We start from the raw sequence: 22,033 nt of genomic DNA, 5'->3' as shown, positions 1-22,033 counted from the left end.
GCCGCGGCGACATCCGGTGCTACCTTGCGCCGGGTCGTACACGACAGGTGCGGCAGCGGGCGGTGCTTGCCCGGTGCTAGGAGGATGAGACCATGACACACGCAAAGATGGCCATGGGGATGCTGCTGGCGGCGCTGCTGCTGGCGGGATGCGGCAACAGCAGCGCGCCGAGCGTGATTCCGGGCGCAGCGGTGCCGACCCAAACGTTCCGCATCTGTCCGGGGCCGGATGCGCAAAAGCAGGCGATCATCGCCTTCTTCGAAGCCCGCGAGGGCGACATCATCGAATTTTGCGAGGGCAAGTTCGACTTCGATACCGGCCTGGTGATGTTCGGCAAAAAGGGCATCACGATCAGAGGGGCCGGCAAGGACAAAACCTATCTGCGATTCAAAAACAGCGTTGATCAGGACGGCTTCAACCTCAACCGCATGACCGGCATCACGGTCGAGGGGCTCACGATCTACGACGCCCCGGGCAACGGCCTGCGCGTGTTTCGCTCGGAAGACGTCGTCATCCGCGATGTGCGGATTGGCTGGACCATCTCCGATCCGCATGCCGACAGTGTTTACGGGCCTGGCACCTACAACCCGGATCCGCAGAGCTGGAGTGCCAACGGCGCGTATGCGTTCTACCCGGTGATCTGCCACCGGGTGCTGATCGAGGATTCGATCTCGGTGGGTTCCAGCGATGCCGGTGTCTATGTCGGCCAGTCCTCGGACATCCTCGTGCGCCGCACCGAGGCCTTCCACAATGTCGCGGGTTTTGAGTTCGAAAACACTTACCGCGCCGAGTTCATCGACAACTACGCACACGACAACGTTGCCGGCTTCCTCGTGTTCGATCTGCCCGGCCGCGTGCAGTTCGGCGAGAAGAATCTCGTTCACCGCAACCGCTCGTACAACAACAACATCCCGCAGTTTGCGCCGCGCGGGGCGATCGTGTCCTACGTGCCCTCGGGAACCGGCGCGCTGGTGCTCGCCTCCGACCAGCTCGAGTTTTATGACAACGACATCAAGGACAACAACACCGTCGGTCTGGTCATCGTCAACTACGGCCTGGTGGATCCCAACCAGCCGCAGAATCGCTACGACTTCTATCCGGAGGGCATGCACATCTACAGCAACACGTTCACCAACAACGGCACGAGTCCGCAGGTGCCGGATCCGGAACGCAGCACGTGCACCGGCCCCGGCGGCCTGCCCGGGCCGGGCGACGATCCGGCCTGTCTCGCCGACAACGCCGGTCTTTTGGTGACCATCATCCAACTCAAGAATGGCGGCAAATCCGCGCAAATCATCTGGGACGGCGCGGTTGACGGACCCAACGATTGCACACAGGTCCCGGTGGACCGCTATGGCATTCCGCTGAACCAGCCCAACCCGAACGAAACGCGCGAAGAGCGCTACGAAGCCCGCATGGACGAGCGGGGCCGGCCCAATCTCTACCAGTACGACCCCGAGCCGGTGTGCAAGTACAACGCGTGGAAATTCAATGCCGACGGCACGCTCAAAAAGCCGCAGAACGGCATGTGCATCGAAAACAACGTCTTCAACAAGACCACGCCGCAGGCGCTGCTCGTCGATGACTACGCGAACATCAAATTCGGCACGCCGGACCCGACCGATCCAGCCAATCTGCAGCCGGTCGATCATACGATCCCGACCGAGTGCCCAATTGTCGAGCCGGCGCTGCTGCCGCAGTTCGTGCCCGTGTTGCCGCGCTACGTGCCCAACCCGGCCAATGATCCGCGGCCGAGTGACGCCGAGCTTGCGCGCGTCTGTGCCAGCGTGCAGCCGGGGCAGATCAATCATGCGGCGCTGTCACGCTACAACTGCCCGCGGCTGGATCAGTACAACCTGTTCGCCGATCCGGAAGATCCGACCCGCAACCCGAACGGCTTTGCCGTGCCCTTCGATTTAAACACGATCCTGTTCTCGGACTACGCGCTCAAATACCGTTTCGTCTTCTTCCCGCCCGATGCTGCCGGTCGGCCGCAGAAAGCGACTTACATGGATCACACGGACTGCGAAACGCTCAACATCTACGACTGCTACACCGCGACACTCGGATTCCCGGTGGGCACGGTGTTTGCCAAGACGTTCGCATTCAAGGACGGCGATCGGGAAGACATCGTCGAGACGCGTCTGCTGATCAAGCGCCAGAACGCCGACGGCCGGCCGGTGTGGGTCGGCCTTGCTTACGAATGGAAGCAGGGTGCGGACGGCCGCCGCTACGCCGAGCTGAAAATCGAAGGCAGCACGCGCAGCGTGCGCTGGGACTACGCCGATCCAGATCCCGAGGCGGTGGACGCGCAGGGCCAGCGGCTGCACTACCGCGGTGCCACCGATCACTACGCCATACCCAGTGCCGCCGCCTGCCTGCTCTGCCACGGCGGTGACGACCGCGAAGCCGGCGCGGCGCCGATCGGCCCGAAGGTGCGCAATCTCAACCGCAACTACGACTATCCGGGCGTGGGCTCGATGAACCAGCTCGCCTATCTGCAGGCACAGGGCTATCTCGACCTGCCGGCCGGCCGCACGCCGGAGCAGCTGGAGAAAATGGTGCGCTGGAACGTGCCGGGCAGCGGCGGCGATACCCCCGGCTCGGCCGTGGACGTGCACAAGCGCGCGCGGGCCTTCCTCGAAGTCAATTGCATGCACTGTCACAACCCGGCGGGTGGCGCGCAGAACTCGGGCCTGCGGCTCGACGCCTTCACCGAGCCAATGGGGCAGGCGCATGGCATCTGCAAACCCCCCATCGCCGCCGGCCGTGGCGCCGACGCCGGCGATTACGACATCCAGCCGGGCGATGCCGGAGTCTCGATTCTCGTCAACCGCGTCGCCTCCACCGCGCCCGGCATCAAGATGCCGCCGCTCGCCCGCAGCGTGATGCAGACCGAGGCGGTGAATCTGCTCAGCGAATGGATCGACCAATACGTCGGTATGTTCGCCGACCCGCAGGCCAACACCTGCGGCCGCAACGCCAGCCCGCTGCCCGTGCCATTGATGGCCCCGCTGCCGCCGACACCGGCGCAAACCGCGCCCTGGGGTTGAGGTGCGGGGCGTCGCCTGGCTGCTGCGCGCCGGCGCGCTGGCCTGCGCCGCGCTGTCTGCGGGATGCGGGGACAGCACCCTGCCGCCTTCCGTGCGTCCGGAGCCATCGGCGTGGGCGGTCGATGCCGGCGCGCTCAAGCTGCGGGTGGATGAAAACCCCTGGCGCCTGCGCTTCTTCGATGCCGAGGGAAACGCGTTGCTGAACGAGGCCGCAGCCTCGAGCGCCGCGCTGGGCGGACTCGCCGTCTTTCCGGGACCACCGTCCGCGGGTGCGGGCGCAGCGCCCCTGCTTCCCCCGGTCGTGCTCGGCACGCCAGCCGCCCCTGTTGCGCGCGAACAGGGCTGGACCGCGGCGATGCGCCTGGTGGCCGAGCGGCGCGACGGCGATGTCTGGATCGGCAGCGTGGCCACGGCAAATCCAGAGCTTTCCCTGGAAGTGCGCGCATTCGCACAAGCCGACGGCGTGATCGCCATCGAGGTGTTGCCGGATACGAGCCTGGGCATCCAGGCGATGCGGGTCGGCTTTGAGGCTGCGCCGGGCGAGGGATTCTTTGGCTTCGGGCAGCGTTCGCAGGCGGTGAATCAGGCCGGTGAGGTGCTGGAGCACTATGTGGGCGAAGGACCCTACCAGGATGAGGAGTATCCGTTCATCACCGCAGTTGTACCCAAGTGGGGCATCCGCTGGCGGCGCGATGCCAGCTACTACCCCATCCCCTGGCTGCTGTCTTCACGCGGATACGGCGTGCTGCTCGACCACGACGAGCTGAGCTACCACCGGCTGGATGCGACGGTATGGAGCGCCGAGGTCGAGGCGGCCGCGCTGCGGTTTCGCGTTTTCGCGGGGCCCACGCCCGCCGAAGCGCTGCGCCGCTACACCGAGGCGACGGGGCGTCAGCCGGATACGCTGGCGCCCTGGGCCTTCGGCCCCTGGGTGCAGGCGCAGGGCGGCAATCTCGACGCGCGCAGCGTCGAGCAGATCACACGCTTCGTCGCGGCCGACGTGCCGACCTCGGTCACTGCCGGCTACACGCACTATCTGCCCTGCGGCGATCAGCGCGGCGTCGAGGATCAGCAGCGCCAGCACGTGCGCGCGCTCAACGCACTCGGTACGGCGGTGCACGCCTACTTCAACCCGATGCTCTGCGCCGACTACCAGCCGGTCTTCGACCAGGCGATCGAGCAGGGCGTGTTGATCCGCGATCGGCTCGGCCAGACCTATCGCTATCCGTACACGACCTCGACGGTCTTCGAAGTCAGTCAGTTCGATTTCACCGCGCCGGGAACGGTCGCGTTCGTCCGCCGCCTGCTGGATGAGGCCATCGGCCACGGCTACGAGGGCTGGATGGAGGACTTCGGCGAGTACACGCCGCTCGACGCGGTCGATCGCAACGGCGTCACCGGCACGGCCTTCCACAACCGCTACCCGCGCGACTATCACTGCGGCTTTGCCGCTGCCACCGCCCACCATCGCAAGCCGCTCGCACGCTTCGTGCGCTCCGGCTGGACCGGCTCGGCGGCGTGTTCGCCGATCGTCTGGGGCGGGGATCCCAGTACGGTCTTTGGCTTCGACGGCCTGGAGTCCTCGATTTATCAGGCGCTGTCGATGGGGCTGTCCGGCGTGGGCATCTGGGGCTCGGACATCGGCGGCTTTTTCGCGCTGGGCTTCACCCGGCGCACGCCCGAGCTGCTCGACCGCTGGATCGCCTTCGGTGCCTTTTCGGTGATCTTCCGCAACCAGGCCGGCGGCATCGTCATTCCGGACAAAGACCAGCCCGAGATCTGGGACGAACCTCATCTGCCGATCTGGCGCCGCTACGCCAAGCTGCGCACCCAGCTCTATCCCTATGTACGCGCAGCGGTCGATACGTATTACCGAACCGGCCTGCCGGTCATGCGCCATCACGTGCTCACCCACCCGCAGGATCCGCAGGCAATTGCGCTGGACGACCAATACCTGTTCGGCCCCGACCTGCTGGTCGCGCCGGTGTATCAGGCCGGGGCGACCGAACGCCGGCTGTACCTGCCGCACGGCCGCTGGGTGAACTTCTGGGATGCCGTGATCTACGAGGAGCCCACGGGTGCGTTTCGCCTGCGCGAAGGCACGATCCCCATCGTCGAGGGCGGCCAGTGGGTCACCGTACCCGCACCGCGCGAGCAGATTCCGCTGTTCGTACGCGCCGGCGCCCGGATTCCGGTGTTACCGCCGGATGTGCAAACCCTCGCCGACCACGGCGGGCCGGACATCGTCCGGCTGCGCGACCGCGAGAATCAGATTCGGGAGCTGCACTTCCCCTCTTGAACGGCGCCTGCTTGTCCAGGCGAGCACCGCGGGCTGCTCCCGCACTGTCGGATACCCCGGCGCACGGCGTGCATGCGCGGATGGATCGAGGAGCGGACGGAGCGATCCTCGCGCCGTCGATACGCCGCCGCAGGGAAACGCGCAGACGCCCATTCCGTCATGAACACCGGCGCGGTTTGCCGGTGCAACCCCCCGCCTTGGACCCTGCCCCACGGGTCGATCGGCCGCAGCGCGCATGAGGCCCAGCCCAGCCGGCCGCGCGGCGCCGCCGATGAGGGCCGATGAACCTTGCATCGAATCCGAATCAGGTTCAAAATCCGCGCTCGTTTCGAGCCGTTGGGTGTGTTGCCGTGGGGACCAAGGAGCGCCGCCAGCGCCAGTTCGCGGAACGCGAGCAGCTGTTTCTCGATACCGCGCGCGAGCTGATCCGCGAGAGCGGGCTGCTCAACCTGCAGATGTCGCGGATCGCCGAAAAGTGCGAATACGCCGTCGGCACGCTGTATCAGCATTTCGCGAGCAAGGAAGACTTGCTGCTGGCACTGACCACACTGCAGGCGCAGGAGCATACGGAGTTGTTCCGCCGCGTCCGCGACTGGAACGCCTCGGCGCGCGATCGCATGATCGCAATCGGCGTGGCCGACCTGATCTTCGTGCGCCGCCACCCGGATCACTTCCGCATCGCCCAGTACGCGCTGTGCGAGGTGGTGTGGCGCGCGGCCTCGCCAGACCGGCGCGCGGAATTTCTGGAGGCGTGCCAGCCGGTGGCGCGCATCGTCGCCGACATCGTTCGCGATGCCGTCGCTGCCGGCGATCTGGTGCTCGGGCGCTTGACGCCGGAGCAGCTTTGCACCGGCCTGTGGGCGCTGTGCAACGGCACGCACAATCTGGTCCATGCCGAAGGCGTGCTCGAGGAATTCGCCGGCCACGACGCCTATCGCCTGATGTTCCGGCACATGCACGCGATGCTCAACGGCTTCAACTGGAAGCCGCTGGTCGACGTCACCGATGACCGCACGATCGACCGGCTGAACGAACGTATAAGAAACGAGGTGTTCCATGATTTGTGCAGCGCGGCTTAGCCCCACCGCCGTCGCCCTGCTGGCCGTGCTCGCCGCAAGCCCGGCAGCGGCGATGACGCTCAGCGAAGCCTATGGGCGCGCCGCTGGCCACGATCCCGCAATCGCAGTCTCACAGGCGCAGTACGCTGCCGCGCGCCAATCCGGGGCCATCGAGCGGGGCACGCTGCTGCCGACGGTGTCCGCGGGCGGTCATTACGGCTACGCCAGGACGCAATCCGACGGCGTCTTCGGGCGGTCCCAGGACCGGTATCCGAGCTGGGGGGCGCAGGTGACGGCGCGCCAGCCCCTGTTCCGGCTCGACTGGTTCGCGCGGCGTGAGCGCGCACGCGCGCTCGACGACCAGGCGGAAACCGCCTTCCGCGACCGGGAGCAGCAGACGCTGGTGCGCGTCGCCGAGCGCTATTTCGCGGTACTCGTCGCCCAGGATCAGCTCGCCCAGGCCGAGGCCGAGGCGGCGGCGGTGCGCGAGTCGCTCGAAGACACGCGCAAACGCTACGCGGTCGAACTCGTTCCGGGCACGGATCTCAAGGAGGCCCAGGCCCGCGACGATCTCGCGCAGGCGCGCGTGCTGTCGGCGCAGACCGCGCTCGAAACCGCGCGCGAGGCGCTCGATGAGATCACCGGCAACGGCCATGTCGCGCTGCCGGTGCTGCCCGAGGACGTGGTCTTTCCGCCGCTGCAGCCTGCCGACGCCGAGCAGTGGGTGGAGGCCGCGCGCGCACAAAGCCCGCGCATCGCGCTGGCCGCGCAGGCCTTGCGCATCGCCGAAGCCGATCGCGAGCGGGCGCGTTCCGCGGCGATGCCGGCGCTGGATCTGGTGGCGTCCGCGGGCCGCGAGGACACCAGCGAGTTCGATTTCGGCCAGCGCACGGACGATGCCCGCATCGGCGTCGAACTCAGCGTGCCGATCTATGCCGGCGGCATCAACCATGCGGCCTGGCAGCAGGCCATCGCCAACGCCCAGGCCGCGCAAGCCGAGCTGCGCCGCGTGACGCTGGAGACCGAACGCACGACACGCCAGCTTTTCCGCCAGGTGGCGACCGCGTATGCCGAGGTCGGCGCCTATGCGCGCGCGCTCGAGTCGGCGCGGGCCGCCGAGGCGGCGACCCGCGCCGGCTATGACGCCGGCACGCGCACGATCACCGATGTGCTCGATGCCAAGTCACGGGTCGTGCAGGCGCAACGCGACTTGAACGGCACCCGCTATCGCCTGCTGCTGAACCTGCTGCAGCTCAAGCAGCTCGCCGGCGAGCTGTCGGCGCAGGACTTCGCCCAGATCGACCAATTGCTCCGTTACCCACCGGCACGCTGATGCCGGCACAAAAACTTCCAGGAATCCGGTCATGAACGATTTCACTTCCCGGTCCAATCCGATGTCTTCCGGCACCCACGGCGCCGCGCACCGGCGCAAGACCGTCGTGCGCCTTGCCGTGCTGCTGTTGCTCGCCCTCGTGCTGTTCGGCGGCGTGTTCGCAATGAAGTGGTTCGGCAACAAGATGATGGTGCAATACCTCGAGAACATGCCGATTCCGCCGGCGACGATCAGCGCCGCCGAAGCCCAGATCATGCGCTGGGACAACCGCCTGGAAGCCATCGGCACGCTCGTGCCCGTGCAGGGCGCTGATCTCACGACCGAGGTCGGCGGTGTGGTCGAGGCGATCCACTTCGAATCCGGCGATCGGGTCGAAAAAGGGGCGCTGCTGGTCACGCTCGATGCCCAAGAGCAGCTCGGCGAGCTCAAGCGACTGCAGGCGCAGGCGGAACTCGCCGAACTCAACCGCAAGCGCCGTGAGCAGTTGTTCAAGCTCGAAGCCATTTCCAAGGCCGATTACGACGCCGCGGTCGCTGAATCCAACGCCGCCCGCGCCGCCGCCGAGGCCCAGGCCGGCCGCGTCGCGCAAAAGCAGCTGCGCGCGCCGTTTGCGGGGGTGCTCGGCATCCGCCGCATCAACGTCGGCCAGTACGTCGCACCCGGCACGCCGATCGTCACGCTGCAGTCGCTGGATCCGATCGACATCGATTTCAGCCTGCCCGAGCAGTACGTCGGCCATGTGCGGCCCGGATATGCCGTGAGCGTGCGCGTGGACGCGCAGCCGGAACGGGTGTTCGAAGGCCGCGTGCTCGCGGTGGAACCGAAAATCGATACGTCCACCCGCAACTTCGGCGTGCGCGCGCGTCTGGCCAATGCCGATGGCGTGCTGCGCGCCGGCCAGTTCGGACGCGTGGCGCTGCGCCTGCCCGGGGAGCGCGAGGTGCTCGCGATTCCGCGCACGGCGGTGAACTACAGCTCCTACGGAACCTCGGTCTTCGTCGTGCAGAAGAAGGCCTCCGCCACGACCGCGCCGGCCGCCGGCACGGCGGGCCAGACGCCGGCGACCGATCTGGAAGTCGTGCAGCGCTTCGTCCGCATCGGCGAAAGCCGCGGTGACTTCGTCGCCGTGCTCGAGGGACTCAAGGCCGGTGAGCAGGTGGCCACTTCCGGGCTGATCAAGCTCGGCAACCAGCATCCGGTGATCATCAACAACTCGCTCGCGCCCAAGGCCACGCTCGACCCCACGCCGCCGCAGACGTGACCGGGGGACGCATCCAAAGACGGTCAGATACGCACAGGAGCGGCTCACGCCATGCCAGCCCCCATCCCGGCCGAGGTCGCTGCTTTTGCCATCTCAGGGTATGCCCATGCACTTCACTGACATCTTCATCAAGCGGCCGGTGCTCGCCACCGTCGTCAGCCTGATCATTCTGCTGCTGGGCCTGCGCGCCGGCTCCGAGCTGACGGTCCGCGAATATCCCAAGCTGCAGAACGCGCAGATCACGATCAGCGTCGCCTACCCCGGTGCCGAGGCCGCGCTGATGGACGGATTCATCACCACGCCGCTGGAGCGCGAGATCGCCTCTGCCGATGGCATCGATTTCATGACCTCGAGCACGGCGCAGGGCATCACGACGATCACTGCCAACCTGCGCCTGGACAAGGATCCGAACGAGGCACTCACCGAGATTTCGGCCAAGGTCAACAAGCTGCGCAACCAGCTCCCGGAGGGCTCCGAGGATCCGATCATCGCCATCGCCGAAGGCGGCGGTACGGCGGCGATGTACATGTCGTTTTATTCGAAGCTGCTCGACAAAAGCCAGATCACCGATTACCTGATCCGCATCGTCGAACCGCAGCTCGCGGCGATCCCTGGCGTCGAGCGCGCCGAGATCATGGGCGCGCGCACCTACGCGATGCGCATCTGGCTCAAGCCGGACCGGCTCGCCGCGCACAACCTCACCGCCAGCGAGGTCTATGCCCGCATCCGCAACCAGAACGTGCTGTCGGCAGTCGGCGAGGCCAAGGGCAATTACGTGCGCATCGGCCTGTCGGCGCGCACCGACCTGCGCAGCGCCGAGGAATTCCGCCAGCTCGTGTTGCGTGCCGAAGGAGAAGACGTCGTGCGCCTGGGCGATGTCGCCAACGTCGTCCTCGGTGCCGAGGATTACGACGGCGGCGCCGGCTGGGACGGCGACCAGGCCTTGTTCATCGGGATCCGCGTACGTCCGGAAGCCAACGTGCTCGACGTCATCGAAAACGTGCGCAAGATCTGGCCGCAGATCGTGCAGGCCCTGCCCGAGGGCCTCGAGGCGACGATCGGCTACGACAGCACCGAGTACATCCGCGAGGCGATCAACGAGGTGCGCACGACGCTGGCCGAGGCGGTGGTGATCGTCCTCGTCGTGATCTTCCTGTTCCTGGGATCGGTGCGCAGCGCGCTGATTCCGGCGGTCACCGTGCCGCTGTCGCTGATCGGCGCGCTGTTCATCATGTATGCGATGGGGTACTCCATCAACTTGCTGACCTTGCTGGCGATGGTGCTGGCGATCGGCATGGTCGTGGACGATGCGATCATCGTGCTGGAGAACGTGCACCGCCACATCGAGGAGGGCATGAAGCCTTTCGATGCGGCGGTCAAGGGCGCGCGCGAGCTCGTCGGCCCGGTGATCGCGATGACGATCACGCTGGTTGCGGTCTATGCGCCGATCGGCTTTCTCACCGGTATCACCGGCAAGCTGTTCAGCGAATTCGCTTTCACTCTCGCCGGCGCGGTGTTGATCTCGGGCGTGATCGCCCTGACGCTGACGCCGATGATGTGCGCGCGCATCCTCAAGCCGACGCACGGTGAAGGCGCCGCGCCGAACCGGCTCGCCGACTATCTCGACCGCAAGTTCGAGCAATGGCGCAACGCCTACAAGCGCCGCCTGCATAGCGCGCTCGACACGCGCCACGTCATCGGTGTATTCGGCCTGATCGTGCTCGCCTCCTGCTACTTCCTGTACGTGTTGACGCCACGGGAGCTCGCGCCCAAGGAAGACTTCGGCTTTGCGTTCTCGATCAACGAGGTCGATGGTTATGCCTCGCCCGAATATCTCGAGGAGCAGTTCCAGGCCGCGCAGAAAATCGTGCTCGACGATCCCGACGTCGAGCACATCTTCACCTTCAGCCTGTCCCAGGGCAACGCGACCAACACCGCGTTCATGGGGCTGGTGATGCGCGAATGGACCGAGCGCGAGCGCTCGACGGAAACCATCCTCGCCGATCTCAACCACAAGCTCGCCGCCGTACCGGGACTGCGCTGGGCCGGCATCCAGCCGCCGGCGCTGCCCACGCCCGGACAGGGCTATCCGGTCGAATTCGTACTCAAGTCCACGGCCAGCCCGGAGACGATCGCCGAGATCACCGAGCAAATCATCGAGCGCGCCCGCGCGACGAAGAAGTTCTTCTTCGTCGAAAAGCGCGTCAACATCGACCGGCCCGAGGTCCGCATCCACATCGACCGCGACAAGGCCGCGCTGCTCGGCGTGGACATGGGCCAGTTGTCGGCGGACCTCGCCGCCCTGCTCGCCGGCGGCGAGGTCAACCGCTTCGCCTACGACGGGCGCTCATACAAGGTGATCCAGCAGGTCACACGCAACGAGCGGCTGAACCCGGAGCAGATCCAGGGCTATTACACCCGCGCGCGCAACGGCGATCTGATCCCGCTGTCCACGCTGATCTCGCTGGAGCCGCACGTGGTGCCGCGCGCGATCGAGCATTTCCAGCAGCTCAACTCGAATACGATCATCGCCGTGCCGCGGCCCGACATTCCGCAGGGCGAGGCGTTGAAGATCTTCGAGGATCTGTTCGCCGAACTCGCGCCGTCGAACTTTCTTCCCGACTACGCCGGACCGTCGCGGCAGTTCAAGCAGGAGGGGGCCGCGCTGGCAACGACCTTCGTGTTTGCGCTGATCATCATCTACCTGGTGCTGGCAGCGCAGTTCGAATCGTTCCGCGATCCGATCATCATGCTGGTGACGGTGCCGATGTCGGTCTGCGGCGCGCTGCTGTTCCTCAACATTTTTGCGATCACCAACGGCATGCAGTTGACCCATTTCCCGGGCATGACGCTGAACATCTACACGCAGGTCGGCCTGGTGACGCTGATCGGCGTCATCTCCAAACACGGCATCCTGATCGTGGAGTTCGCCAACAAGCTGCAGGAACAGGGCCTGGACAAGCGTGCGGCGATCGAGGAGGCGGCGTCGATCCGCCTGCGTCCGGTGCTGATGACGACGGCGGCCCTGGTGATCGCGATGGTGCCGCTGCTGCTGGCCGAGGGCCCCGGTGCGGGTGCGCGTTTCTCGATCGGTCTGGTCATCGCCGCCGGCATGACCATCGGCACGCTGTTCACGCTCTACGTGGTGCCGGCGATGTATCTGTACATCGGCCGCGATTACAAAGCTGCCCAAACCGCACCTGCGGCTGCCGCCGTACCCGCCGGGCACTGAGCGCACGTCGCGCCGCCCAAACGGCGGCTTTCGAATCAAAAACGCCGGCGGTGACGCCGGCGTTTGTCTGTGCGCATGTCTGTGCGCACGCGCATGCCCGCGCGTCAGCGTCCCATGCAGAAGAAATTGAGCTTGTTGCCGTCGAGGTCGCGGAAATAGGCAGCGTAGAACCCTTTCATGCGCTCGCCGGGCTTGCCCTCGTCGGTCGCGCCCAGTGCGATCGCCTTGTGGTACAGCGCATCGACCTTCTCGGGGCTGTCCACTGCCAAGGCAACCATCACGCCGTTGCCGACCGTCGCCGGCTTGCCGTCGTAGGGCTTGATCACCGCCAGACCCGGCGCCTGCGGCGTCACCGACCACATGACCAGACGGTCGTTGTGGAAGCTGCGCTTGGCGCCAAGCGCACCGAGCAGGGCATCGTAGAAAGCCGCGGCGCGCGGCAAATCGTTGGTCCCAAGAGTGACGTAACCGATCATCGGAAGGCTCCGGATTGGGGAGGTCAGGAAAACTGATAGTACTCCGGCCGGCCGGCGGTCCACAGCTCGCCCCAGAGCCGGCCGCCGCCATCGACGGTGAGCACCTCGCCGGTGATGAAACTGCCGCTCGGCGCACTCAGATAGACCACCGCCTCGGCGATTTCCATCGGCGTGCCTGGCCGTTTCATCGGGTTGGCGAGCGGAAATTCCTTCTGCGCCGCGGGCGGATAGACACGCAAACCCTCGGTCGCGGTCAACCCCGGCGCGACGCAGTTGACGCGGATACCGAGCGGCGCCCATTCGACGGCGACCGTGCGCGAGGCACCGATGATGCCGGCGCGCGCGGCGACGGTATGCGCCACCCCTGGCATGCCACGCTCGGTGACGACGACGATGTTGCAGATCGAGCGCAGCATCGATGCCGATGCCGCGCCCTGGTCGCGCCAGTACCGAGCCGCCCGCTGCATCATCAGCCAGGTGCCGGTGAGATTGTTGTGAATGACGGCGCTCCAGCCCTTGGGCGTGAAGTCGATGGCGTGCTGGGGAAACTGGCCGCCGGCGTTGTTCACCACACAGTCGATACGGCCATAGTGCGCATGCGCCTGCGCGAACAGGTTCTCGACCTGGTCCGGTTCGCGGACATTGGTCGGCACGGCCAGCACCTCGCCGCCTTTGGCGCGGACGAAATCGGCAACGGCGTCGAGCTTTTCCAGCGTGCGGCCGCAGATCACGAGCCGGGCACCCAGACGCGCGAACAGCAGCGCCACCGCGCGGCCGATGCCGCTGCCCGCGCCGGAAACCAGCGCGACCCGGTCCCTGAACAAATCGGCGCGGTAAACGGTGTCAGCGGCCCAGAGGGCTTCCGGGGCATTGAGTGCGTCGATGTCGAGCCTCATCCGCCGAGCAGCTCCTTGGCGATGATCATCTTGCGCACCTCCGAGGTGCCGGCGCCGATCTCCAGCAGCTTGTTGGCGCGGTACAAGCGGTTGATCTCCGATTCCCAGATATAGCCGGACCCGCCGTGCACCTGTACGGCGTCGTTCAAGACCTGGTTCATCGTCTCGGCCACGTACAGCACGCCGGCGGCGGTCAGCTTGTGGATCTCGCCGCGGCCGCCTTCGTCCTCGCCGATGACGTTGGCCGCGCGCAGCACCTGGTAGGTGAACAGGCGCATCGATTCCACGCGCGTGTACATCTCGGCGAGCTTGGCCTGGATCATCTGGAAATCGGCGATCGGACGGCCGAACTGCTTGCGCTGCCGGGCGTAGTCCAGCGCCAGCGCAAAGGCGCGCTCGGCGATGCCCAGGCAGATCGGCGAGATCATCGCGCGCTCCAGATCGAGCCCCGACATCACCACCTTGACGCCGCGGTTCTCCTCACCGACCAGGTTTTGTGCCGGCACGCGGCAGTCGTCGAACACGAGTTCTGCGGTCTGGCTGCCGCGAAAACCCATCTTGATGAGCTTTTGCGCGACGCGAAAGCCAGGGAAATCTTTCTCGACGATGAAGGCGCTGATGCCCTGGGCGCCGCGGTCCTTGTCGGTCTTGGCATAGACCAGCAGCACGTCGGCGACGGGGCCATTGGTGATGTAGATCTTGCGGCCGTTGAGGATGTAGTAATCGCCCTCGCGGCGCGCGGTCGTGCGCATGGAGCCGAGTGCATCGGAGCCGGCGCCCGGTTCGGTCAAACCCAGCGCGCCGATCGCCGTACCCTTGACCAGGGCGGGGATGTATTTTGCCTTCTGCTCTTCGTTGGCGTTGCGCAGGATGTTGTGCAGGCACAGGTTCTCATGCGCGACCCAGGCGAGCGCAAGCGCATGGTTCCAGCGCGCGAACGCCTGCAGGATGAGTCCGGACGTGAAGATGTCGAGCCCGGCGCCGCCGAAGCGCTCCGGCGCGGTGATGCCGAGATAACCGGTGGCGCCGATCTTCGGAAAGATGTCGGCGGGCCACCATTCCTCGTCGTCCATCTTCTGCGCCAGTGGATACAGCTCGGCCTGCGCGAAGCGGTCGGCCTGGGCAAGAACCTCGAGTTCGTCCTGCGACAGGCCGGTGAAGGCCTGCATCACGGAAGCGGGTGCGGACATGGTGATACGTCGGTGAGTCTGACTTACCGACGATAGCAAAGCGTATCTGCGCTGCGCTCGTCCGATGAGGTGAGATCGGCGACATCCGCGACCAGTTCGGCGAGCAGCGTCGGCAAGCCGGCCTGCAGCGCGCGGGCATGGCGCGGCCAGTCGGATGCTGCCGCGAGCAAAGGCGCGGGCGCGCGCAGGCGCCGGGCAATGCGCGCGAACGCCTGATCGATGCCGGACGGCTCGGCATACGAACGCAGAAGCGCGGCGAAGCGCTCGGCATCGGGGGCACAACCGCCGGCGTATTCGAACCAGCGCGCCTGCCGGGCGACGGCAACCGCCGCACGCTGGCAGAACACCGCCAGCGGTTCGGCCGAATGGCTTGACCAGTCCGCCGCCAGCGCATGGTCACAGGCCAGATCGATGACGATGCCGGCGTACCGCCGCGCACCCGCGGCAAACCCGCTGCGCAGCGCGCGGATCTGCGGATGGCGATCGGTCCGCGCATCGATGCGCCGGTGCAGGCGGATCCCGAGGGCCAGCTCCGGCGGGTACGCCGACAAATCGGCGCCGCGCACGACATCGCCGAGGATTGCGCCGGCCAGCGAGGTGCCGGTGCGCTCGGCGAGCCACAGATGGGCGAGAAAGTTCACTGGCGGCTCATGCACTCAGCGCATCGACCAGACCCCAGTCGAGCGCCGTCTGTGCGTTGATGCGCTGGCCGGTGAGCACCAGCCAGGCGGTGCGCTGGCGGCCGATCCGGCGCGGCAGACTCACACAGCCACCGGCGCCGGGGATGAGGCCATACCGCAGTTCCGGCAACTGGAACCAGGCATCGCGGCGTGCCACCAGACGCGCAGCAAAGGCCGGAAATTCGATGCCGGAGCCGATGCAGGCGCCGTGGACGTACACCGTGGCGCGATCCGCGCAGGCCGCGAGCAGACGGCCGGGCAGAGCCAGCGTGCGCACGATGTGCGCCGTCGCCGGATCGGGCGTGCTGCCGAACTCGGTCAGATCGCCGCCGGTGGAGAAGCACTTGCCGCGGCCGCGGATGTGCACCTGCGCGATGCCGGTGTCGGCGACGGCCAGCGCCAGCGCCTCGCACAGCGCATCGCGCATCTCCACGGTCATGGCATTGCGGTTGGAGGCCCGGTTCAGCTCGAGCCGCAAGACCTCGCCCTCGCGGTCGAGGACCACGGCAGGCCCGGTGTCGGTGGCACGCGCCGGCGCCACGGCGCGATGCGCGGCGAGCCAGCGCCCGTATTCGGGGCCGGCCTGCAGCGTCGAGTAAGCCAGCGATTCCGCAAACAGCGCCGACTCCAGATCCAAGTGCGCACTGCTGCGCAGCAGGCGTACGAAAACCGCGGCCGCGATCGGCGACCGGCGGATGCCGTCGAGCAGCGGTTCGGCCTCGGTTTCCGTGGCCACGTGCACGTCGCAGGCCCCGGCGATGGCCGGCGCCGCGGCGCAGGGGCCGATCGCCAGCGTCGGCACCGGCACGCGCTGCAGCCATGCGACGCTGGCCGCGGTATCCAGATCCGGCGCGCCAGATGCCAGATCCAGCGCAAGCCACGGCGTCGGCGACAGCGGCGAGCAGTCGGGCGCCGCCGCCGGCAGGGCGACCCATTTGCGCAGGCAATCGAGACGGTACGGCGTCACAGACACACCGCGCACTCTAGCGCAGGGCCTTTCAGCGCGCGCCGAACGTAAACAGCGAGAAGAAACGGTAGGAGGGATCATCCGGCCCCGGCTTGCCGAGATAGGCACCGGAGAGGAACGGATGGTCCAGCCGCACCGCCGAGGGATGCGCCGGGTAGGCCCAGTCGGCGACGATCGCGCGGTGGCTGAATTTCCAGACACCGTTGCGCTTTTCGTATTTGTCGAAATAACGCCCGCCGATCAGCACGTCGTAGCTGCCGCCGGGGTCCTTCACCTTGTGGAATGCCAGGATATAAACCTCGCCCTCGGCGTAGTTGCCGTTGAGCTTGAGATTCACCGTCGTCACGTTGTGGTGGAGGATGTCCATGTTTGCCTGGATCGCCGGCAGCTTGTCGATGAAGTCCATCGCCGGGCCGCTGGCGAAATGGCCGTGATCGTCGATCGCATCCTCGTGATAGAGCGTGCGCATCTTGGCGTGGTCGTGACGGTCGGCGGCATTGGCATAGGCCATGATCAGTTCGTAGATGGCCTGCTTGTCGAGCAGCTCGTCGAGCAGTTGTTCGCGGGTCTTGTCCATGCGTGGCCCTCCGTCAGAGGTGACGAGGCGAGTCTGGCGCGCACGACCGGGCCATGCCTCATCCGAACGCTGCAGGAATCCAAGGCGCCGGCCTGGTCTCCCGCATTTGGGTGAGGCAGACTCACCACAGGCTTCTTAGCCTGCGCACACCCTCACCGATCCGGTCCCGTGGACGGAGCCGGATCGCCTGTCCGTGGAGATTTTTGCGATGTCCGAACCCGTGCTGATCGAGCGCCGCGGTGCGGTGCAATGGATCATCATCAATCGCGAGGAACGCCGTAACGCGCTCAACGAAGAGGTCGTGCGCACGATCGACCGCGGCATCGCCGAGGCGGTGTCCGGCAACGAGGTGCGCGCGATCGTCATCACCGGCGCCGGCGACAAGGCGTTCTGCGCCGGCGCCGATCTGGCCAAGAACACCAAAGGCTTTGCGTTCGCCGTCGATTTCGCGCGCCCCAAGCACTACATCGTCGATTTGTTCAAGCGGCTGCAGGAATGCACGCTGCCGGTGATCGCGCGCGTCAACGGCCACGTCATGGCCGGCGGCTTTGGGCTGCTGTGCGCCTGCGACCTGGCAGTGGCCGCCGACGACATCCGCATCGGCACCACCGAGGCCAAGATCGGCGTCACGCCGATGATGATCCTGCCGTACATGATGCGCGTGCTGCCCGCGCGCCGGCTGCAGGAGATGTGCATCACCGGCGAGCCGTTCACCGCGCACGAGGCACTCGCCTGGGGTGTGGTCAATTACGTCGTACCGCGTGCCGAGCTGGATGCCAAGCTCGACTGGCTGCTCGCGCGCATCCTCGACAAATCGCCGACCGCGATCCGGCTCGGCAAGCAGGCGTTCAACGCGATGCGCGACATGAGCCTGCGCGAGGCGCTCGAATACGCGCAGGTCATGGTGCCGGTGATGTCCTCGACCGAGGACGCCAAGGAAGGCATGGCCGCGTTCCAGGAGAAGCGGCCGGCGCGCTTCACGGGGAACTGACATATGCGCGATCTCGTCCGCATCGGCTGCGGTGCCGGTTTCTGGGGCGATTCGGCCGAGGGCCCCAGGCAGCTCGTGAACTCCGGCCAGATCGACTATCTCGTGCTCGACTATCTCGCCGAGATCACGATGTCGCTGCTCGCGCGGGCGCGCGCCAAAGATCCGAACGCCGGCTACGCCACCGATTTTCCGGCCGTGCTCGCCGAGCTTGCGCCGCAGCTCAAGACGCGCGGGATCCGCGTCGTCACCAATGCCGGCGGCGTCAATCCGCAGGCCTGCAAGGCGGCGATCGACGAGAAACTCAAGGCGCTCGGCATCGCGCTCAAGGTCGCCGTCGTCACCGGCGACGACTTGCTGCCGCGCGCCGAGGCATTGCGCGACGCCGGCATCCGCGAGATGTTCAGCGGCGCGCCGATGCCGCCGAAGCTGTGGAGCATGAACGCGTACCTGGGGGCGTTCCCGATCGCCGCGGCGCTCGACGCCGGCGCCGACATCGTCCTCACGGGCCGCTGTGTGGATTCCGCGATCGTGCTCGGTCCGCTGATCCACGAGTTCAAGTGGCGGGCCGATGAATTCGACAAGCTCTCCGCCGGCAGTCTCGCCGGGCACGTGCTCGAATGCGGCGTGCAGGCCACCGGCGGCATCTGCACGGATTGGGAGGCAGTCGCCGCCGACTGGGACCGCATGGGTTTCCCGATCGCCGAATGCCGGCCCGATGGATCCTTCGTCCTCACCAAACCGGCGGGCACTGGCGGGCGCATCGTGCCGGAAACGGTGGCCGAGCAAATCGTCTACGAAGTCGGTGATCCATCCGCCTATGTGCTGCCCGACGTGATCTGCGACTGGCGCGACGTGCGCCTTGCGCCAGTCGGTCCCGACCGCGTCGAGGTCCGCGGTGCCAAAGGCCGCGCGCCGAGTGCTTACTACAAGGTTTCCGCCACTTATCAGGATGGCTTTCGCGCCACCGGCACGATGCTGATCGGTGGGATCGATGCGGTCAGAAAAGCCCACGCCGTGGCCGAGGCGATTCTCAAGCGCACACGGCGGATGTTCGCCGAGCGCAACTGGCCCGATTATCAGCGCACCGACGTCGAAGTGCTCGGCGCCGAAGCCAACTGGGGCGCGCACGCGCGCCGCGGCGACACCCGCGAGGTCATCCTCAAGATCGCCGTGCATCACGCCGACGCCAAGGCGCTGGAACTGTTCGGCCGCGAATTCATTCCGCCGGCGACGGCGATGGCGCAGGGCATCACCGGGTTTTCCGGCGGACGGCCGTCGCCCACGCCCCTGGTGCGCTTGTTTTCATGCCTGGTGCCCAAGCACGAGGTGCGCATCGAGGTCGATGGCCAGCCCTTTCGGGAGAATCTGCAGATCGCACACGCCAGCGCCGATGCGCCGCCGCCAGCACCCGTAGCCGCGCCGCCGCCAGCGCCCGCGCCGGTGGCGGACGGAACCTGCGTGCCGTTGATCCGGCTCGCCTATGGCCGCTCCGGCGACAAGGGCGATACGGCGAACATCGGCGTGCTCGCGCGCAAGCCGGACTATCTGCCGATCCTGCGCGAGCAGCTCACCGCCGCGGCGGTGCAGGCGTATTTCGCGCATTTCGTACACGGCCGCGTCGAGCGCTACGAGTGGCCGGGGCTGTGCGGATTCAATTTCGTCCTGCACGAGGCCCTCGGCGGCGGCGGCATGGCCAGCCTGCGTTACGACCCACAGGGCAAGATGCTGGCGCAGATCCTGATGGATTTTCCGATCCGCGTGCCCGCCGGCTGGCTGTAGCACGATGGCCGCTGCGCGCAAACCAGCCCGCACCCACGCCATCCGGCGCGCGCGCGCCCAGCGCGTCGACGAGATCCTCGTCAGCGCCCGCGACGTGTTCTGCGAGAAGGGCTATGACGCGGCCTCGGTCGCGGAAATCGCCGCACGCATCGGCGTCGTCGAGGGGCTCGTCTACAAATACTTCTCGACCAAGCGCGAGCTTCTGCTGCAGGTGCTCGAACGCTGGTACGACGAGTTGTTCGGCGACACCGAGCGCGCACTCGCGGGCATCAGCGACCGCCGCGCCCGTGTGCGCATGCTGGTACGTCACCATCTGCGTGCGGTGCGCGACTATCCGCAGCTGTGCAAGCTGATGTTCCGCGAAGTCCAGGGTGAAAGCGGTTATCACGGCTCCTCGCTGCATGCCCGCAACCGCCGTTACACGCAGTATCTGGTCGATGAGATCGAAGCCGGCCAGCGCGACGGCAGCTTCCGCGCCGACATCCCGCCGCGGCTGGTGCGCGATCTCGTCTATGGCGGCATCGAACACGCCACCTGGCATTACCTGCGCGGGCGCGGATCGCTCGACATCGACCGGCTCGCCGAACAGATCACCTCCCTGCTGTGCGAGGGCCTGCTGCCGCGCGCTGCGGCGGCCATGAGCCCCGTGCGCAACAAACCCCGGTGAACCGCATGATGACCGACTCCCGCTCCCGCCTCGATGCGGTCCGCGCCCGGATCGCGCACTGGCCGTTCTCCACCGTGCTCGTCGCCAACCGCGGCGAGATCGCCGTGCGTATCCTGCGCACGGTGCAGGCGCTGGGCTTGAAAGGCGCCGTCGTCTATCACGCCGCCGACCGGAACACGCCGGCGGTGCACATGGCCGACGCGGCGATCGAAATCACCGGGCCCACGCCGGTGGCGGCGTATCTCGACGGCGCGCAGATCATCGCCGCGGCCCACGCCTGCAAGGCCGGTGCGATCCACCCGGGTTATGGCTTTCTCTCCGAGAACGGGGATTTCTGCGCAGCGGTCGAAGCCGCGGGCATCCGCTTCGTCGGACCGACACCGGCGCAGATTGAACTCATGGGCGACAAGGTGCGCGCACGTAACTTCGTGGCCCAGGCCGGCTTTCCGGTCGCACCGAGCGCGATCGAGGACGACGATCCGAATACCTTCGTCGAGCGTGCGCGACGACTGGGCGCGCCGCTGTTGATCAAGCCATCCGCCGGCGGCGGCGGCAAGGGCATGCGCATCGTGCGCGACCTCGCCTTGCTCGAAGCCGAGATCGCGCGCGCGCGCAGCGAGGGCCAGCGCTACTTCGGCGATGGCCGGCTCTATGTCGAGCGCTATGTCGAACGGCCGCGCCACATCGAGGTGCAGGTGCTCGGCGACGGGCAGGGCAACGTCGTCCACGTCTTCGAGCGCGAGTGCTCGGTGCAGCGGCGGTTCCAGAAAATCGTCGAGGAATCGCCATCGCCGGCGCTCACCGCCGCGCAGCGGCGCGACATCTGCGAGACCGCCGCCGGCATCGCCCGCGCCATCGGCTACCGCAACGCCGGCACCGTCGAGTTCATCTTCGGCCAGAACGGCGAGTTTTATTTCCTGGAGATGAACACGCGCCTGCAGGTCGAGCATCCGGTGACCGAGGCGATCACCGGCCTCGATCTGGTGCTCGAACAACTGTGCGTGGCCGCCGGCGAGCCGCTGCCGTATCGCCAGTCCGATCTGCATACGCGCGGGCATGCGATCGAGTTCCGTCTCTACGCCGAGGATCCGGCGCGCGGCTATACCCCGACCACCGGTCCGGTCCTGGTCTGGCAGCCGGCGCAGGGCGAAGGCATCCGCATGGACGCCGGCATCGTCCAGGGTGGCGAGGTCACCGCGAACTTCGATCCGATGCTCGCCAAACTGATCGTGCACGGCACCGACCGCGCCAACGCGATCGCCAAGGCCGATCGGGCGCTGCGCGAGACGGTGCTGCTCGGCTGCAAGACCAACATCGCGTTCCTGCGCCGGCTGATCGCGCATCCGGCCTTCGTCGCCGGCGATGTGCACACCGGTTTTCTCGACGCCCACCCCGAGATCGCCGCCGAACCACCGCTTGCCGCCGACACACTGGAGCGGCTGCTGGCGGTCGCGAGCCTGAGCACCCGGCCGATGCGCGACCTCGCCGACGCCATACCGGACATGCACGCGGCGATGGGCGGATGGAGGAACTGAGCCATGGCCGGCACACACCAGACGTCCGCTGCACGGGTA

At 67.0% G+C, this 22,033-nt stretch carries 16 protein-coding genes; 10 read left to right on the top strand and 6 right to left on the bottom strand.

Translation table 11 applies throughout. The features are described from left to right. Window positions 1-92 precede the first annotated feature (92 nt). The 6 genes from BMZ48_RS01570 (at window position 93) to BMZ48_RS01545 (ending at window position 12,236) form a co-directional block, all read left to right on the top strand. Window positions 93-3,053: a parallel beta-helix domain-containing protein gene (locus tag BMZ48_RS01570; RefSeq protein WP_091530598.1), complete on the top strand. Its 2,961-nt coding sequence runs from the start codon at window positions 93-95 to the stop codon at window positions 3,051-3,053. Between the two features lies 1 nt (window position 3,054). Continuing rightward, entirely contained in the window at window positions 3,055-5,352 is a 2,298-nt protein-coding gene (locus BMZ48_RS01565; protein WP_091530595.1) for a TIM-barrel domain-containing protein, read from the top strand. A 281-nt stretch (window positions 5,353-5,633) separates the two neighbouring features. After that, on the top strand, window positions 5,634-6,431 hold the full coding sequence (locus BMZ48_RS01560; RefSeq protein ID WP_234981463.1) for a TetR/AcrR family transcriptional regulator: 798 nt from the start codon (window positions 5,634-5,636) through the stop codon (window positions 6,429-6,431). Continuing rightward, window positions 6,409-7,743, top strand: coding sequence for a TolC family outer membrane protein (locus BMZ48_RS01555; RefSeq protein ID WP_091530588.1), 1,335 nt, complete (start codon window positions 6,409-6,411; stop codon window positions 7,741-7,743). Before BMZ48_RS01560 ends, BMZ48_RS01555 begins: the two co-directional genes overlap by 23 nt. Before the next feature lie 31 nt (window positions 7,744-7,774). Further along, window positions 7,775-9,004: an efflux RND transporter periplasmic adaptor subunit gene (locus tag BMZ48_RS01550; protein WP_234981462.1), complete on the top strand. Its 1,230-nt coding sequence runs from the start codon at window positions 7,775-7,777 to the stop codon at window positions 9,002-9,004. A gap of 106 nt (window positions 9,005-9,110) precedes the next feature. Further along, window positions 9,111-12,236, top strand: coding sequence for an efflux RND transporter permease subunit (locus tag BMZ48_RS01545; protein WP_091530770.1), 3,126 nt, complete (start codon window positions 9,111-9,113; stop codon window positions 12,234-12,236). 104 nt (window positions 12,237-12,340) lie between these two features. Here BMZ48_RS01545 and BMZ48_RS01540 read toward each other — a convergent pair whose 3' ends face one another. The 6 genes from BMZ48_RS01540 to BMZ48_RS01515 are packed head-to-tail and all read right to left on the bottom strand — an operon-like array spanning window position 12,341 to window position 17,022. After that, window positions 12,341-12,712 (bottom strand): VOC family protein, encoded by a 372-nt coding sequence (locus tag BMZ48_RS01540; RefSeq protein WP_091530584.1) that lies wholly within the window; start codon window positions 12,710-12,712, stop codon window positions 12,341-12,343. A gap of 23 nt (window positions 12,713-12,735) precedes the next feature. Then, window positions 12,736-13,608, bottom strand: coding sequence for an SDR family NAD(P)-dependent oxidoreductase (locus BMZ48_RS01535; protein WP_091530581.1), 873 nt, complete (start codon window positions 13,606-13,608; stop codon window positions 12,736-12,738). Next, window positions 13,605-14,798 (bottom strand): acyl-CoA dehydrogenase family protein, encoded by a 1,194-nt coding sequence (locus BMZ48_RS01530; protein WP_091530577.1) that lies wholly within the window; start codon window positions 14,796-14,798, stop codon window positions 13,605-13,607. The genes BMZ48_RS01535 and BMZ48_RS01530 overlap by 4 nt, the downstream gene beginning before the upstream one ends. A 23-nt stretch (window positions 14,799-14,821) precedes the next feature. After that, a complete protein-coding gene (locus BMZ48_RS01525) occupies window positions 14,822-15,439 on the bottom strand; it encodes an ACP phosphodiesterase (RefSeq protein ID WP_159431038.1) in 618 nt (205 codons plus the stop codon). A gap of 7 nt (window positions 15,440-15,446) precedes the next feature. Further along, window positions 15,447-16,451, bottom strand: coding sequence for an enoyl-CoA hydratase/isomerase family protein (locus tag BMZ48_RS01520; protein ID WP_234981461.1), 1,005 nt, complete (start codon window positions 16,449-16,451; stop codon window positions 15,447-15,449). A gap of 25 nt (window positions 16,452-16,476) precedes the next feature. Next, window positions 16,477-17,022 (bottom strand): nuclear transport factor 2 family protein, encoded by a 546-nt coding sequence (locus tag BMZ48_RS01515; RefSeq protein WP_091530567.1) that lies wholly within the window; start codon window positions 17,020-17,022, stop codon window positions 16,477-16,479. A 208-nt stretch (window positions 17,023-17,230) separates the two neighbouring features. Between BMZ48_RS01515 and BMZ48_RS01510 the strand changes: the two genes are divergently transcribed. Genes BMZ48_RS01510 through BMZ48_RS01495 form a run of 4 tightly spaced genes read left to right on the top strand, consistent with a single transcriptional unit; the run spans window position 17,231 to window position 21,994 of the window. Beyond that, window positions 17,231-18,013: an enoyl-CoA hydratase-related protein gene (locus BMZ48_RS01510; protein WP_091530767.1), complete on the top strand. Its 783-nt coding sequence runs from the start codon at window positions 17,231-17,233 to the stop codon at window positions 18,011-18,013. A 3-nt stretch (window positions 18,014-18,016) separates the two neighbouring features. After that, the gene (locus BMZ48_RS01505) at window positions 18,017-19,792 is read left to right on the top strand and encodes an acyclic terpene utilization AtuA family protein (protein ID WP_091530564.1); all 1,776 of its coding nucleotides are present in this window, start codon (window positions 18,017-18,019) and stop codon (window positions 19,790-19,792) included. Window positions 19,793-19,796: 4 nt separating this feature from the next. Next, window positions 19,797-20,459: a TetR/AcrR family transcriptional regulator gene (locus BMZ48_RS01500; RefSeq protein WP_091530561.1), complete on the top strand. Its 663-nt coding sequence runs from the start codon at window positions 19,797-19,799 to the stop codon at window positions 20,457-20,459. Between the two features lie 8 nt (window positions 20,460-20,467). Then, window positions 20,468-21,994 (top strand): acetyl-CoA carboxylase biotin carboxylase subunit, encoded by a 1,527-nt coding sequence (locus BMZ48_RS01495; protein WP_091530764.1) that lies wholly within the window; start codon window positions 20,468-20,470, stop codon window positions 21,992-21,994. Window positions 21,995-22,033: the final 39 nt, after the last annotated feature.

This window comes from Fontimonas thermophila (genome assembly GCF_900113085.1).
GTDB classification, from domain to species: Bacteria; Pseudomonadota; Gammaproteobacteria; order Nevskiales; family Nevskiaceae; genus Solimonas; species Solimonas thermophila.
The sequence above is the reverse complement of the archived record's forward strand: the minus strand, read 5'-3'. Positions and strand labels throughout refer to the sequence as shown.